Origin of the sequence: Sphingobacterium sp. UT-1RO-CII-1 (assembly GCF_026711005.1) — a bacterium.
In the GTDB taxonomy this organism is placed as follows: Bacteria; Bacteroidota; Bacteroidia; order Sphingobacteriales; family Sphingobacteriaceae; genus Sphingobacterium.
Genome location: NZ_JAPPVJ010000005.1, coordinates 307,777 through 324,130 on the forward strand (window position 1 = coordinate 307,777; position 16,354 = coordinate 324,130).

A 16,354-nucleotide genomic window follows, 5' to 3' on the forward strand; every position below is an offset into this window, starting at 1 on the left:
CTACAAATTTACGAGCAAAAAAGTATACATTTGATACCTGTATACAAAAGGATACTTAATTTATGACAGCAGAAGAAGAAAAAGCATTTCAAGATAACATCAAAGCTGTACAAGACACCATGTATGTAATTGGCGGTAAATGGAAATTAGCCATCATACTTTCTATTTATAAAGGCAACAGACGTTTTAATGACATAGCCAATTCGATTCCAAAGATTACCAATCGTGTTTTGTCGAAAGAATTAAAACATTTAGAGGATAATCTTCTGATTAAAAGAACCATAATTACTGAATACCCAATTAAGATTGAATACGCAGTTGTAGATTATACTTTTTCTCTTCACGATATTATAAAGCCCATGGAAACATGGGGTAAACAGCATAAAGAAAAAATTAAAAATAAATAAGCTTTTTATCTCCTTATAGCTGAACAGAACACTAAAATGGTTTCGATTTCATTTATCGAAAAATAAATTCACTATTATTTTAAAAGTTCTTACTACCTTTAAGAAACAATAAATTATGAAAGCCATTATTTACCTTATTACTTTTCTATTCATTACCCCCAACATAGCTTATTCGCAACATCAAACGTCGAAAGAAGCATTTTTAAATGCTTGTTTAGGAAATTGGTATCTCCCCTCCGACAATTCTTGGGACTATGGTTTTTTTGAAGAATTTACACTCTATAAAGGTGAACGTTGGAATTATGGTTCTGTTCTTGCAAATCAACAAAACTATCAAATCGAGCTCTTATCAGATAATGGTCAGAAACTAATACTTTCTGTAAAAAAAGATAATGATAGTACTTTGCTTATAAACAACGGAAATTCGCAAAAGGAGAATTCTTATAAAAAGGTTGATAAATTCTTACCTCCTTACTCTGGTGAAGATCAACAAAAATTCTATGATAGTAAATACAGCCATATCGACACAGCTCATATACGTGGTTACTTACGTAATAACACTTCTTCAGCCCCTTATAAAATATCCACATACGACAGAATTACAGGCGAGTACAATTACTTTGCGGATGTAGATAGTTTAGGTTTTTTCGACATCAAAGTTCCTTTATTAAATACCCATCAAGCATATTTAGATTGGGGCAGATCCACTATAATCGATGTACTTGAACCAAACGAATCATATTTTATTTTTCACGATCTAAAAACCAAAGAAACCATTGTCTATGGCGATAATGCACGTTTACATAACGAATTGGTAGCGTACATTAATTACACCAAGAACAACAATATTCGTCCAAAAAGTGAGGAAGATTGGGATACCGAAAAGACGTTAAAAGAATCACTAGGTCACGACGCTTATCTCAATCTTATGCTATCTCACCTAGATACATTACGCCATATCGACAACATTTTTATTCACGAACGAGCACCACTCTTAGAAAGGACAAAATATTACATTGCCAAGAACACAGATTTTAGTATAGGGTCCGACCTATTGCAACGTCGTTTTAGACTTGACAACTCAAAACAAGAACGTTTCTCTTCATATTATATGCATCATGTGGACAGCATTTTTTATAGGAATGAGACTCTTCCCGCTAGTTTAGTTCGCGAATATTTCACATTTTTAACAGATTATGTAGGCTATCATTCAGACAAAAAAGGAAAGATTATTTACAATAGTATCATATTAAATGATTTGGTCGAAAGAGAACAAATAGAAGCGGATGATACTCTTAAAAAATACATTTCAGTATTGGCGCGCTTGGATTCTGAAGGCTACGCCAGTAAAGACATTAAAGAAAGGGAGAGCATGCTAGCAGTCGACACCACTTTGCAGACCCAATTCATGAATCTTCTCGACACACACACTAACCTTATTGAGCAACTATCGCGAAAAAAACTATCCTTGGATGATGAAAACATATTGAACAGACAGTACTTAAGTCCAGAACTAGCTGATGCATTTTACGTTCAGGGAGTATTTGAATTAATAAAACGAAACCCTATTCCTTTAGATCCAATATTCCTAAAAGAAATCTCTCCTCATATTCAAAATCCATTTTTAAAACAGCTTATTACGGATAAAAATCAACAGTTAATCAGCCTATCAAATCAAGAGCTAAAATATCAGGAACATCTTATTCGCACAAACCATCTAAAAAACTCAAAAGATGCAGACGAGCTTTTAGCATCCATCTTAGAACCCCATAAAGGTAAAGTAGTCTACATAGATTTTTGGGGCACTTGGTGTGCCCCCTGCATAACTGAAATGAGCTATGTTCCTAGTCTAAAAAAAACAACAGAGGGTATGGAAGTCGTTTATATATACTTTGCAAATCATACTCCTCAAAATACATGGCAAAACTTTATCAAAGACAAGAAACTAGAAGGTGATAATGTATTTCACTACAACCTTGACAATGATCAACAGCGTGCTATAGAAATCAGATTGGGCGTAAATGGATTTCCTACCTATATGTTAGTAAACAAAAAAGGAGAATTTGTTCATTATTCTGCACCACGTCCTAGCCAGCAAACACAGTTAATTACAGAGATGAAAAAATTATTAAGTCAATAAACAAACTCCACACCTTAAAACTCATCAAAAAGAGCTTAATAAACACCTTATTTACAGCATTATTCAGCTTTTAGTATAGCTCCGTTGGCAGCATTTGTTACTAGAGCCCTATACTGTTGTAACCATTTTGACTGTAGTTTTTTTATTTTGGGTTGTAAATTTTCTCTCCGTTTTAAAAGCTCTTCATCACTCAGATTTACAGAAAGAATATGCTGTTCAACATCAATCGTAATTTCATCGCCATCTCTTAATAATGCAATCACTCCTCCTTCAGCCGCTTCAGGCGATATATGCCCCACGCATGCTCCCCGGGTAGCGCCACTAAACCGACCATCCGTAATCAAAGCAACAGAATCACCCAATCCCATTCCCATAATCAAAATAGTGGGGCTTAACATTTCCTGCATTCCAGGCCCTCCCCTAGGCCCTTCATAGCGGATTACTACCACATCATTTTTCATAACATCTCCTGCTAAAACACCTGTAATCGCTTCGTCCTGTCCATCAAAACATACAGCTACACTAAGCATTCATTATACTCGATGCCAGCACCGAAAGATCTTCACCAACAAACAATATATTTTGTATATCTTTGTTCTTGAATTAAGACACTTAATATATGTTTTTTCTTTCCGCATAAATACCATATCGCAATTTTACTTCTCTTTCTCTGAGAAGCCGGGATACTATTAGGGCAGATAAAGTTTCAAAAAACTTTGCCATTAAATGGTTTCCAGATTCGGTATGGAAAAATCACAGTACTATTTAATAAATTAATTTTTAATAATACTCTTATTGGTTCCTCAGTCATACCTGATTGCAGAAGGGACCAATCTATTACAATATTTGATATGAATATTTATCCGGAAAATTTTGAAGATAAGATAGATTTTTATTCTATACGTACATTTATTACAGAAAAGTGTTTGAGTCCTTTAGGCATTGAAAAAGTAGACTCTATGCGTTTTTCAACCGATTTCAAAACAATAGACCAATGCTTAACACAAACACAGGAGTTTGTTCAAATTATAAACAACAAAGAAGATTTTCCTACTGAAAGCTTCTTTGATATTCGTGATGCTCTAAAACAGGTAGAAATTGATAATAACTTTTGGCTTTCTGAAGAGGAAATAAACTTACTAGCTGATTCACTAGTAACAATTGTCAACATTGTGGAGTTTTTAGGTCACGAATGCAGAAAGGAACCAAATAAAATAAAGTACCCAGAATTAAAAAAGCTCGCTGATGAAATAAAAACTTTTCCAATCATTATAGAGCGTGCAAACAATATGCTGGATAAATCAGGGCAAATAAAAGACAATGCTTCTAAACTCTTATCCACAATACGGAAAAACAAGATTGATGCGGAAAAAGATATAGCAAAAGCTATGGCCGCAGCCTTACGCACAGCCCAAACGCAAGGCATAATAGGCAGAGATGTACAGGCAGATATAAGAGGCGGTTATTACCTTATTCCAGTTACCGCAGCAAATAAAAGGAAAATAAAAGGTGTGGTTCGAGATCATTCGGGTAGTGGTAAAACTTTCTTTATTGAGCCCGAGGCTGTAGTCAATGCTTCCAACCGTTTAAAGGAATTACAAAATGATGAACGGCAAGAAATCGCCCGCATACTAACAGACTTTACAACGCTCGTCAGACCTGAGGTTTCAGACCTATTAAAATCATATAATTTTCTTGGAACTGTCGATTTTATACAAGCTAAAGCTTCATTTGCAATTCGCATACGAGCAATAAAACCCGTTATTGAGAATCAACAAAATATAGACTGGGACAATGCCATTCATCCTTTGTTGGATATAGCACTTAAATCACAAAATCAGTACGCACATCCGCTAGACATAAAGCTAACACAAAAAAACAGAATACTGATTATATCGGGAGTCAATGCTGGAGGAAAATCACTTTGTCTAAAAACTGTAGCTTTATTACAGTACATGTTACAATGTGGTTTACTAATACCTGTTAAAACGGGCTCACGGGCAGGAGTTTTCAACCACATTTTCATGGATATCGGTGATGGGCAAAGTATGGAAAATAGTTTAAGTACTTACACTTCACATCTAACTAACATGAAATTTTTCGTGGAAAACAATGATAACAAAACTCTTCTCCTTATTGATGAATTTGGCGGCGGAACGGAGCCTGAAATAGGCGGTGCAATAGCCGAAACTCTGTTAGAACGCTTCAATAGCAAAGGTAGCTTTGGTGTAATTACGACACATTTCCAAAATCTAAAACATTTTGCCTACAAAACTTCTGGTATTGTAAACGGAGCAATGCTTTATGATTCTGAAAACAATTGCCCAATGTATAAACTATCAATAGGAAGCCCAGGCAGTTCATTTGCCATAGAAGTAGCTAGAAGAATAGGTTTGGAAGAAAGTATCATTGCAGGTGCCTCTCATAAAATTGGCGCAGATTATATAGATATGGATAGTTTTCTTCAGTCAATTGCAAAAGACAAATTGTATTGGGAAAATAAACGCAATGAACTTATTCATAACGTATCTATCAATAGTAATGAAATAGCAATTGCAAATAGTAAAATGCAAGAAAAAATAGAAAATTTAGACATAAACAGTCACCATAGCTTTAATCTGGGAGATAAAGTTACGTTACTAGGTCAAACTACGGTAGGAACTATCCTAAAGCTATCAAATACGCAAGCCACAATCGCATTTGGAGCCTTCAAAACAAAAGTGGGATTACACAAACTAACGCCCGCAAAATAATGTTTACCCAGGCTGTACTCTAAAATACTAGATACAGCCTGGGTCTTTACCTTCCCCCATTTTGTCCATCTTTCTTCGCATAATATTTACGATATTTATCCCTATTGCATAATATTAATTCAAATCATAACATGAATATATTTAATTGTAAAGGTTTACTATTAATTGCTTTAATAGTATATCATTTATTTCCTTCAGAATCATGTGCTCAAGCGACACAAAAAGTAAGCTCCGAATATTATAGCATTGAAAACACGCCTCTTTATCTTATCCATACGGCTGATGTGGATTTGGGTGTCCGATATAAAAAGGGAGAAGGTATTCCTATTATTTTTATACATGGCTCTTGGGATGATCACAACTCGTGGCTACCTGTTGCAGAGCAATTAACCAAAAGTATCCCCAACCCCATTCTTTTATACGATCGCAGAGGCCACAGTACTTCTACGCCCGACACTAAGCAAGGCACAATCTCTATGGATGTACACGATGTTTTATCCTTATTGGATACTTTAGGTTTTGCAAAGGCCCATTTCGTAGGTCATTCCTATGGTGCAAACATCGTAGTAGAGCTAGCTAACAAACATCCGGATAGGGCTAAAAGTATTATTATCTACGAGCCTCCCATCTTTGGATTACTAAAAGACAAATCTGCGTACCAGAAAATGCTCAGTGAAGTCCAACTAGAAATGAAGAAAAGCAAACAGCTACTTGAAAAAGGTGATATTGAATTAGGTACTTTTAATTTTATTGAAAACGTTGCTTTTGGCAAGGGAAGCTGGCATTCTATTTTCGATGAACGGGCAAGAAGTACGATGGTAGCTAGTTATCGAACCTGGCTCGACCAAGCTAATGACCCCGAACGATTAAATATCCGCCCCGAAAACCTCAATCAATTTAACAATCCAATCACTCTTATTACAGGCAGCGGTTCCATTGAGGTTTATCCTGCCGTTGCAAAAGAGATAAAAGAAAAAGTGCCACATATACAATTATACACAATAGAAGGTGCTGGGCATGCTGGGCTTATTTCTCATCCAAAGCAAACAGCTGATATAATTTTACAACATTTAGAAAAAACTTCATTTCTTACCACAGATCAATTTTAAGAAGCCCAATTAGCTTTAGCTTTACTCTTATAGATTTTAAATCATTTTAGTTATGGCAAAAGAAATCATTACAGTAATCGGAAGTACCGGCAATATTGGACACGAACTAATAAACTTACTATCTACTTCAGGTAAATCTGTCCGCGCGGTCCTACGCAATTTTAGTCAAGCCCGCCCTTTACCTGGCGTTACTTGGCTACAAGCAGACGTTAGCGACGAATCAATCCTAGATGCTACTTTAGCCGGTACCGACAAATTATTTATCTTAACAGGAAATAAACCAGGCTTCGGTAAAACGCAAATCAATGTCATACGTGCAGCTGAAAGGCTAGGCGTAAAACACATCGTCAAACTATCAGCCCTAGGCGCTTCATCCCGCACACAATCCCCTTTGGCTTACGAACATTGGCAAACTGAGCAGGCACTACAGCAATCCACATTATCATGGACTATTCTAAGACCTCACGTTTTCATGCAAAACTGGCTTGGAGAAGTTGCTCAAACCGTAAAAGCCGATGGGGCAATTTATGCTGCTATAGGCGATGGCAAAGTGCCCTTCATAGACGCCAGAGATATTGCTGCTGTAGCCGCCCAAGCGCTCATAAATTCAGGCGAACATAGTGGAAAAACTTATGTACTTACAGGTGACGAGGCTATAGGTTATTCTACACTTGCCCAAGCTATTTCATCAGCCACGGGCAAAGAAGTCGTTTACAAATCTTTATCAATGGATGAAATGCGCACACGTATGGAACAGCAGGGAATCAGCAGCAAAATGATCGACTCTTACTTAGCCCTTGCTGCCTATCAAAAAGCCGGTGGAGCAACAGAACGTGTCTCCACAAGTGTTCGAGAAATACTCAAACGCCCGGCTCTTACTGTACAGGATTTTGCTCTTAAATATAAAGATATGTTTTAAAAACAAGAGCATTTACGATGCTCAAAACACACGAAATCACAAACCTTTTGAACACTTCGACTATTGTTATAATCCAGAAATATATCGATAGTCGAAGTTATCGTATCTTATACTTTGCACCTCTCCATTTCATCTTCGGCTCAACTGCCTTATCTTTGCCTCGTAAACACCTACTGCGAAACTTAGCACTAGCTCGCAGTACTAAAACAATCCTTTTTTATTAAAAACAGCTAGCAAACCTAAAAGACTATTAACAACTATCAATTCATATGAGCCTGCGTTCGCATCGCCGAATCCACCAACGCACGGCGGCTTTTAGTCTCCGTATCTTCAGGGCAAAAACTAATCACGCCGTCTGCTTCATAAAGCAGTATACCTGCCGTCCGGATCGCTGCAAACACAGCTTCCTTACCATCGCAATAACAGATTGTAGTCGTGATACTTTTACCTACTGGAATGCAGGCATAATTTACCACTTCAAAACCATACCACTTGCCCATTTCCTGCGTAAAGTCCCTTAGTGGTATATTCTTAAACTCCCGAACAGCTTTAGTCCAACGCAATGCATCTGCATAATTACCACTATTAGGATTATAAATAAGGCTATCTTTCTCCTCGCCACTTATTTTATGCTTTACACCTAGCACATAAGCTTCTACGCCATAACGATCCAATAACTGCTCTTTATTCCCTCTGTTAGCATATAGCTTCATACGGCCTTCGCCCAACGCCGTTTTTGTCCAATTCTCTTCTGCCTGTACCATAAAATCCCCACCAAAAGAAGCCAATCTGGCATTAAACGTATGGATGAGCAATGGCGAATGCTGCTCCTTAGCAGACCGCTTTATATAAGCTTGACCTCTGATGGCGAGTTCTGTACCGCCATTTTCGGCCGCACGATAATGGAATACCGTTTGCGCTTGCAGGCGTACAAATGTACTGTCCGGCAACATAAGCACACATTGCTCCTTAGCCCCTGTTGCCACCCTCAACTCCGTCTTCTCGCTTCTAGTCACTTGCGCAAGAAGCTCCAACTCCAATACACCGTTTGCTTTTTTACGCACTTGCAAAGCGCCATCCCGTAACAATTGTCCCTGCATTCCACTATCTACATACATCTGTGAGGAATCGCCCCAGCTCAGAGTTGCAGCCGACTCTTCGATAGGAACCTCCGTATCTAAGGACAATCCTGCGCATGCACCGTCCACAAAATAAAACTCCTTCTTGGGCTTCAAGTTCTGGTACAGTATACCGACACCCAAACAAAAGACCGCAAGCCCACAGGCCCACCAGTACAAATTCATTCTCCGCTTCTTTTTACCGGTTAGCTGTTTCTTTCCTGCTCTAATCGCTTCAAAATCCGGTTTCCATCTCGCTAACTCATCCTCTTTTAGTTTATCCTTGTTTGTCAATAAAACTTCAGCAATCATACGGTCCAGCTCCTCTTCGGTATACAACATTTTTGCTGCATTATAATCCTTTAGTTCCTTTACAGTAAGCTCGTCCATCAACTGCTTTCTGATCAGTTCTTTCACATATTTTTTATTGTAAATCATCGCATTTACGTTTTTTCTTCTTAAACCAATACCTGTAAAATACTCTTCAAGGCACTGCGCACTTTCTTTACTGCCGCTGCTACCTTATTTTTAACCGTTTGTTTTGCCAGTCCGTGCCGTTCCATTAATTCTTCATAGCTGAGCCCTTCAAACTTAAAACCATAGAAAATTTCCTGCTCGGAGCTCGTTAGCTGCGTTCGGCATATCTCGCAAATCTGCTCCATAAGCTCTTTTCCTTCCTGTTCAGACGCAGGGTCTATAAACTCAGCAGATTCCAAACTATCCAAGCTATCAATAGCTTGCAATGGATGCTTACCTTCTTCTCTTAAAATATTTAAAGCTCTATTTTTAGCTACGTGCAGCATCCAAAAGAATGGCTCTTTCAGTTTGGCAACCTTCTTCCTCTTGTTCCACATTACGGTAAACGTTTCTGAAATCACATCTTGCACAAAATGCGTATCATCATTAAAAAAGGTCCGTATATAAGCATACAGTTGCCGCCCGTATAGCGCATAGATTAACTCCAACGATTCGTTCGGACTTTTTACCAAGGCACGGAAAGGCGCCTTATCATAATCTTCAGTTTTCTCTTCCATACTAACGTGTTATCTAACATATCTTAAAAATTATTTAACTATAAACCAGTGAGTTATAAATTAATTCATTTTACAGCAGGTACGATTGTCCTAATTCTGCAAGTATTATATAGAGAGCTAGTAATAAGATTTATAAATGATAACACAAAGATATAGAAAGAATCAGATATAAATAAAATAAAAGTAAACATCTAAAAATCAAATAGTTACTTAAGAAAGTAACCCTATAAACCTATGCATATACACAAGCAAAGCCTTTAGGAGATCGGGCTTAAGTAAGTAATTGGTAGCGCAGAAAATAACAATAAGCAAAACAGCACATCAGTACAAGAAAGAATAGAAAAATGAACAATGCCAACAAACATATCACCCTGATCAGCATCGCGCTGCTACTCCTCTGGATACCGGTGGGCGTAGATAAGCTGTTTCATTTTGCAGTATTCAAAGCGGGCATCCTGCGGCAACCATTTTCCAGCAGCTTGGGCTGGGTGCTCATTTATACTTTGCCAGTTTTAGAGCTCGCCACTGCGCTTTGCCTAGTCATTTGCCGCTTACGACTAATAAGCTTTGCACTATCATCACTGCTGATGCTTGCTTTTACAGGCTATATAGGCATAGCCTTGCTGGGCGGTTGGGGCAAACTCCCCTGCGGCTGTGGCTCCATCGTCAGCAGAATGAGCTGGGGGCAGCACTTTTGGTTCAACCTGTTTTTTCTAGCGCTCAGTGTGCTGGGCTATTATTTACAACGTAAAACACATCGAAATACCTGTTGCCAGGCAACGGGTAATGAAGGGCTTGTCGGCCAAAAGACAACCTATAAAATTTAAACTAATACAACATGAAAATGAAAACTTTTTTCTTAAAACATGCAGTGGCTGTAGCAGCTATAGCCATCGCATCATTATCGTTAATGTCGTTTGGGTTGGAGGACAACCAAGCCTCGCAATGGTATGCTGTCGAGACTGACGAGCAAACTATTGATTACAACTCGCCATTACCTCCTCCAGGAAATAGTGGTGAATGTAAAGAGACATTTAATAAGAATCTTTGTGCTATTGAGATTCTTAATGGGGCAACACCAGAAACTGTTAGTGATGCAGTTTTAGAAGGCGTTGCAGGGGACAGAGCTCACAGTCAGTTAGAGCATTAATTTAAACCAATGAAGGTGTCTAAAAAGGCACCTTCATGTATATTTTTTGCTGATGCTCTCGTTAGAGCTTTTCAATTTCTTCTATAGATAAACCCGTACCTTTAGTAATATCAACAATAGGCAAGCCCATTTTCTTAAATTCTAAAGCGATAGCTTTTTCCCTTTCTCCATCAGCCTTACCTTTTTCCAGTCCAGTCTGCAGGCCTTTTTCTCTTTCTTGTCTTTTTACGATTTCTAGTACTCCCATGTCAAGGCTCTACTTCTTAGCAATCTCAGCCCGAACACCCTCGACCACAGCTACAGTTGTCTCGGCGATACTGGCAATCTGCTGATCAGAAAAATCAGTTTGACTGATCATATTGCGAATAAAAGATCGTTCTTTAGCTATTCTCTCGGCTTCCGCACGCGCAAGCTCTTGTTCAGCACGTGCACGCTCTTCAATACGGCCCTTTTCAAGACCTTTCTCAAGACCTTTTGCTAAGCCATACTCTCTTTCTTGTTTTTTTACGATTTCTAATACTCCCATGTCAATAGTGCCTCCTGTCACTTCATAAATATACGTATCAAAGATACTGTTTATTTCATTATCACGGATAAAGATAAAGCTTTTCAAGAAGATTAAAAAACTGATAATCCGATCTTTATCGTATTTCTGCGTATCGATCAAAGTACGGGCTATCGTGCTGCGATCGGCTGCGAGTTCCTCCTCAGGCACTTTACCTTCAAGCAAAGCTTTACGGCAAGCCAGCACGATATAGGCAAAGATATTGTCCATAGCAAGAAGCTCTCCCTCCTCGTGGTCTAAAATATGGTAGGAAAGATAGTTAAAATGGTGCGACGTTTTTATACCATAGTATACATACTTGCCGGGGCGAACCTGCTTATCATCTCCCGTAAAGATGGCGATAGTTTCAACAGGTACCTGGTAACGATCCAGTATGCGGTAGTTGTACTGGAAGATACGGAAGGAAAAGTTAGGGTCGCTCCCACCCTCGATTTCGGTATGCACGAGGAGCCATCGCTCGGCACCGTCGAGTAGGTAAACTTTGACCAACAGATCGGCAATACGGGTGTTGCTCTTGCGATCCCGATCGGGGATAATCTTTAAAAGCTCTTTATCCAGAAAGGTGATACCTTTAGGAAAATCGAACAGCTGATCGGCTTCCGCATACATAAAACGCAGAAAATCGGGAAAGTTCTCTTTAAAGATGCCTTTCAACAACTCGTCGTTCTTACGGTGCGGAATATCGGGCTTTCCTGCAGAGCCACGATCTGCAGATTGCTTGCTATCCTTAGACATAATTAACTGATTTATTTATAATTAGTAACACTAAGATAGTAAACAAAAAACAAATTACCAAATATTTTAGCATCAAAAAATTAAAATAAGTTCCTTAAATGAGCACTACATCATCAACAAAAGCTATTTGCATATTATACTTCACATCCCCCCGGATTTTATAGTAAAAAAAGGAACTATTGAGGGAGCTACCGTAGCTGTTAAAAAACTTGCTAAACTACTTGCCATAATCACTAATAAAAGAAAGTGAGGGTCTGAATACAGCAAGCCCTTGCTTAACACTACCACCACCCAGCAACAACCCAAGGATGAGCCTAAAAGATCCTATCGATCAACAATAGCGACATACTTTTCAGCCATCACTCAACGAGTATTGCATCATAAAACAGACTTAAAAAGAGGTTATCTCTACTAAATTGTCCATTTTGAATACATACATGAAGAGTAAGGCCTTTACATGAACGGCCGAGTACAATGACTTAGCCGCCTAAGTATACTATTTTGTCTGCTAAGTAAACATACTTAGCCCTCAATGAACAATTCTTTGCCCCATTTTGCAATGTTTGGCCGTTTTTGTAATTACACCAACCCACAAACATCAAGACAACAAGCTCTATGTAAATAACATTGACGGCAAAAACAACATACATAGTCTGATTTACATATTACAACAAGGTCATGTAATTGCGAAATGTGCTATGTATGTTGCGCTAGTCGCTATGTATGTCACGCGAATGGCCAGATTCTCAGCATTAGCGGCTATTTATACTACCAAAACATAGCTGTAGGCTGTATATATGAGCAGGTTTTTGGAGCTAGTAATAAAGTCTATCACAGTCGCTGTTCGTTTACTACACATAGCTTTCTAAGATGTGAGCTTACGTCTTAAGAAGTAAGCTTTAAGCGTGAAATATACAACGGTTGAACCCAATGAATATGCTGTTGCACTAAAAACATAGGACATCATGGCTATGTAAGAATCATTAATCATCAGATGAGATACTTTATGGATTAAACTAGCCAACTCATCCAAAAACTACAACGGCTTTGTCTCATCATAAAATAGCTGTATCCGCATAATACCAAGAGAGAAAAATGCATTTCAACAGCAACACATCGCTTATATACAAAGGATTACAAAATCTTATTCTTGGCCTGAAATACAACGTATACAATAACTCCACTAATCGCTGTCAATACAAACCCTAGGAAAAATGGGGCTCCTGAAAACTTAAAAGGTGCACCCTCATACGTAAAGTAGTAAAATAAATTGGTCATCACGGGAGGGCCTATCATCGAGGTAGCACTCATTAAACTCGTAAGTGCGCCCTGAAGTTCTCCTTGTTCGTTTGCAGGCACACTTTTAGAAATAACAGATTGAAGAGCAGGCCCGCAGATGCCTCCTAAACTATAAGGTATGAGAAAGACTAACATCATCCAGCCCTGCGTAGCAAATGAGAACAGAAGCAAACCAAAGGCATAAAATAATAGTCCGTAATAAATGTTTGCTCGCTCGCCTAGCTTTGGAATCGTCCAGCGGATTAGGACACCTTGAACCAACCCCAACAACAAGCCCAACAGACCTAACGAAAGACCTACGACACGCTCTGTCCAATTAAACTGGTACATCGTAAAAAAATGCCAGTTGCTCTGTACAGCGTGCAATGCAATATAAGTGAGGAACAACGCGATAACCAGTCCCGATATCTGTGGATGTCGACGTAAGAACTTAAATGAACCTAGAGGATTGGCCCGCTTCCAATCAAATGTGCGTCGATTTGCAGCATTCAAACTCTCGGGCAGGACGAAGTAGCCATACAGAAAATTTAGAAAGCATAGCGCAGCAGCCATATAGAACGGAACTCTCGCTCCATATTGCCCTAATAACCCGCCTATCACTGGCCCTATTATAAACCCCAGCCCCATTGCTGCCCCTATCATTCCAAAATTCTTCGCTCTATTTTCATCGGTCGATATATCCGCAATATAGGCAGTAGCAGTAGACATGCTGGCTCCGGTCACCCCTGCAATAATCCGCCCTAAAAACAGCCAACCTATAGTAGGTGCAAGCGCAAGAAAAATATAATCTATGGCAAAGCCAAAAAGAGAGAGTAAAATGATGGGGCGCCTGCCATACCGGTCGCTGAGATTGCCTATAATAGGAGAACATAAAAACTGTGTAAATGCATATGCAAAAGCTAACCATCCGCCATAGATGGCGGCATCACTAATATCACTATGGATCAATTCTTTGATAAGCTTAGGTACGACTGGCAGTATAATACCCCACCCTATAATATCAAGCAACAGCGTGATAAATATGAAGCTAATGGCGGCTTCTTTTTGTGATTTTTTCATGCTGTAAAAGTAAACAGCATCGACTAGGCTTTTTTGTCAATTTCTTGGTGACTTCATCCCATTTGTAAGATGAAGGCAACATTGTTAATTTGATCGGCTACACTCCATTTCTATAAGCCATGGGGGAAACTCCGGCGATACGTTTAAAAAATCTAGAAAACAGACTTGTGTCTCCAAAATTCAGTTCGGCACTTATCTGCTTTATGGACAGATCAGAGGATTTTAGTAGAGTTTTGGCATGAATGATCATGATGTGATCAATCCACTGCAAGACTGATCTTCCCGTATTTTGTTTTAAAAAGGAGGTTAAGTATTGCGGAGTAAGATTTAACTTTTCGGCATAGAACTTTACACTACGCTCTTGGTGTGCATACTTTGAGATCAGCGTATAAAAATCATCGATGATCTCATGCGTGCGATTTTTGACGGTATTGTTCTTGGGTATGGAGCCCGTATATTTTTCGGCAATCATACACATCAGCACCGCTACCAGATGTTGCAACATTTCCATTTTTTTATGGCTATGCTGCTTATTATAGAATCCCTGGAGCAATCCTACCAGCTCAGTCTGTAACTTGACTTCTTCTGGATCAAGCCTTACAACAGGTTGCCATCGAATCTGATCGTTCATGACAAAATCACGTAGGACTGGCAGATTGGTTAGAAAATCTAAGGAAAGTCCAATACTTACAATCTCTGCATCAGCACTCAGCTCCTCGGTCTCAATCATGAGCTGAGGTTGCAATACGGCGATATCTCCTGCACTAATGGTGTACTCTAAAAAATGTATACGAGCTTTCATTGTACCTTTCACCATAAATGCCAACAGCAGACCATCAAATAGCCGACTGTGGCTATTGTAACTTTGTTCAGAGTGATTAGACTGATGCAAAATAACCAACCCTTCCGTTTTACTCGAACGGTCTATACTATAGAGTTTATGGATATTTTCCAACGTGATCAATAATGCCATATTCAAATTTCTAAAAAAACGGGCATTTATTAAAAGAACACAGCTAATAATAATGTGTAACGATTGGCAAATAATTCCTCGATTATACTAAGATGTGCCCCAAAATAATTTGGGGCACATATAAAAGTGGACTAATAACCTAATACATCTATTTCGGCAAGGTGTGTATAAACTTGACCTCCAAAATTATCTTTCATAGTAATTTTTATTTTCTTTAAATATTGAGGACTAATAGAAAATTTCTGCATATCTAACTCAGTTTGATCCATTACACCATTTTCAACAATTGTTTCCCACGTAGTGCCATCTTTAGTACCCTGTATATCAAAAGTCTTAAAGCCGGTTGTATTATTTTGACGACGAGTCAAACCAATTTGAGTGGCATAGATCTCTTTACCAAAATCCACTTCTGCCCAATGCGGAAATTTAGGTGCGTTTGCATCATAAGGCGTATGCCAAAATGTTGATGTATTTCCATCGATTAATGCAGTAGGTGTGCCGGTTGATTCTCCTGTATGAATTGATGAAACTGTTGCTGTCCATCCAGCTTTAGCATGTAGCTTTTCCACGACGGCCGCCGAATAAAGCACCGTACTATGTCCCTCCCGAAAAATGTATCCTTGACTATTTGTTGCTTTTAGTGACAACATATATTCTTTTGATAGATCAAATTTAGACGGATCATAAGTTAAAGTAATATATCCCGAGCTTGTGCTCCCTGACTTTATAGTAGTGGATGTATGGTCTAAGTTATAACTTCCTGCTGGGAATGGAAGTAAAGGCTCAGCCCCAGCATTCCTGCGAATTTTATTTAAACTGTCTAAAACATTTTGGTCAAAAGCGAAAGAAACATTGATATCTTCAGCAGGATAGCCCACGCCTCCATAATTTACATTAAATACATCATGCCTTTCATTTACAACTGGAAACAAAGTAAGCTCCTGAATACCATTTGTAGCTTTTTGCACGTTTAGCCATGCTTGGTCTTTAGTGTTATTTTTTTTCTCGTATTCAGGTGTTTCTTTTTCACAAGAAGCAAAAACAAATACGCTTATAACAACAGCAATTAACGATTTATTTATAATATTCATAA

The 16,354-nt window shown here is 38.6% G+C and carries 15 protein-coding genes; 7 read left to right on the plus strand and 8 right to left on the minus strand.

Annotated elements, in window-relative coordinates; translation table 11 throughout:
- Positions 1–62: 62 nt before the first annotated feature.
- Positions 63–407, plus strand: coding sequence for a winged helix-turn-helix transcriptional regulator (locus tag ORI89_RS13105; protein ID WP_268230940.1), 345 nt, complete (start codon positions 63–65; stop codon positions 405–407).
- Between the two features lie 115 nt (positions 408–522).
- Positions 523–2,547: a TlpA family protein disulfide reductase gene (locus ORI89_RS13110; protein ID WP_268230941.1), complete on the plus strand. Its 2,025-nt coding sequence runs from the start codon at positions 523–525 to the stop codon at positions 2,545–2,547.
- Positions 2,548–2,606: 59 nt separating this feature from the next.
- Here ORI89_RS13110 and ORI89_RS13115 read toward each other — a convergent pair whose 3' ends face one another.
- A complete protein-coding gene (locus ORI89_RS13115; RefSeq protein ID WP_268230942.1) occupies positions 2,607–3,077 on the minus strand; it encodes a dihydroxy-acid dehydratase domain-containing protein in 471 nt (156 codons plus the stop codon).
- A gap of 321 nt (positions 3,078–3,398) precedes the next feature.
- On the opposite strand from ORI89_RS13115, the gene ORI89_RS13120 reads away from it, so the two are divergent.
- The 3 genes from ORI89_RS13120 to ORI89_RS13130 all read left to right on the plus strand — a co-directional run bounded on the left by ORI89_RS13120 (position 3,399) and on the right by ORI89_RS13130 (position 7,328).
- Positions 3,399–5,300, plus strand: coding sequence for an endonuclease MutS2 (locus tag ORI89_RS13120; RefSeq protein WP_268230943.1), 1,902 nt, complete (start codon positions 3,399–3,401; stop codon positions 5,298–5,300).
- A gap of 131 nt (positions 5,301–5,431) precedes the next feature.
- Positions 5,432–6,409, plus strand: coding sequence for an alpha/beta fold hydrolase (locus ORI89_RS13125; RefSeq protein WP_268230944.1), 978 nt, complete (start codon positions 5,432–5,434; stop codon positions 6,407–6,409).
- Between the two features lie 52 nt (positions 6,410–6,461).
- Positions 6,462–7,328 (plus strand): SDR family oxidoreductase, encoded by an 867-nt coding sequence (locus tag ORI89_RS13130; RefSeq protein WP_268230945.1) that lies wholly within the window; start codon positions 6,462–6,464, stop codon positions 7,326–7,328.
- Between the two features lie 260 nt (positions 7,329–7,588).
- Here the strand turns inward: ORI89_RS13130 and ORI89_RS13135 are convergent, their stop codons facing one another.
- Both ORI89_RS13135 and ORI89_RS13140 read right to left on the minus strand, forming a co-directional pair.
- Complete coding sequence (locus tag ORI89_RS13135; RefSeq protein WP_268230946.1) at positions 7,589–8,884, minus strand: FecR domain-containing protein; 1,296 nt, start codon at positions 8,882–8,884, stop codon at positions 7,589–7,591.
- A gap of 20 nt (positions 8,885–8,904) precedes the next feature.
- Entirely contained in the window at positions 8,905–9,480 is a 576-nt protein-coding gene (locus ORI89_RS13140) for an RNA polymerase sigma factor (RefSeq protein WP_268230947.1), read from the minus strand.
- A 344-nt stretch (positions 9,481–9,824) separates the two neighbouring features.
- Here ORI89_RS13140 and ORI89_RS13145 point away from each other — a divergent pair, with 344 nt between their 5' ends.
- A complete protein-coding gene (locus ORI89_RS13145; protein ID WP_268230948.1) occupies positions 9,825–10,307 on the plus strand; it encodes a MauE/DoxX family redox-associated membrane protein in 483 nt (160 codons plus the stop codon).
- Positions 10,308–10,318: 11 nt separating this feature from the next.
- Positions 10,319–10,630 carry a hypothetical protein gene (locus ORI89_RS13150; protein WP_268230949.1) on the plus strand — a complete coding sequence of 104 codons (312 nt, stop codon included), beginning with the start codon at positions 10,319–10,321 and terminating at the stop codon, positions 10,628–10,630.
- A 61-nt stretch (positions 10,631–10,691) separates the two neighbouring features.
- Here ORI89_RS13150 and ORI89_RS13155 read toward each other — a convergent pair whose 3' ends face one another.
- The 5 genes from ORI89_RS13155 to ORI89_RS13175 form a co-directional block, all read right to left on the minus strand.
- Positions 10,692–10,877 (minus strand): hypothetical protein, encoded by a 186-nt coding sequence (locus ORI89_RS13155; protein ID WP_268230950.1) that lies wholly within the window; start codon positions 10,875–10,877, stop codon positions 10,692–10,694.
- A gap of 9 nt (positions 10,878–10,886) precedes the next feature.
- The gene (locus ORI89_RS13160) at positions 10,887–11,930 is read right to left on the minus strand and encodes a hypothetical protein (RefSeq protein ID WP_268230951.1); all 1,044 of its coding nucleotides are present in this window, start codon (positions 11,928–11,930) and stop codon (positions 10,887–10,889) included.
- Between the two features lie 1,134 nt (positions 11,931–13,064).
- Complete coding sequence (locus ORI89_RS13165) at positions 13,065–14,288, minus strand: TCR/Tet family MFS transporter (RefSeq protein WP_326494314.1); 1,224 nt, start codon at positions 14,286–14,288, stop codon at positions 13,065–13,067.
- Between the two features lie 97 nt (positions 14,289–14,385).
- Complete coding sequence (locus ORI89_RS13170; protein WP_268230952.1) at positions 14,386–15,261, minus strand: helix-turn-helix domain-containing protein; 876 nt, start codon at positions 15,259–15,261, stop codon at positions 14,386–14,388.
- Positions 15,262–15,392: 131 nt separating this feature from the next.
- Complete coding sequence (locus ORI89_RS13175; RefSeq protein ID WP_268230953.1) at positions 15,393–16,352, minus strand: discoidin domain-containing protein; 960 nt, start codon at positions 16,350–16,352, stop codon at positions 15,393–15,395.
- Positions 16,353–16,354 lie beyond the last annotated feature (2 nt).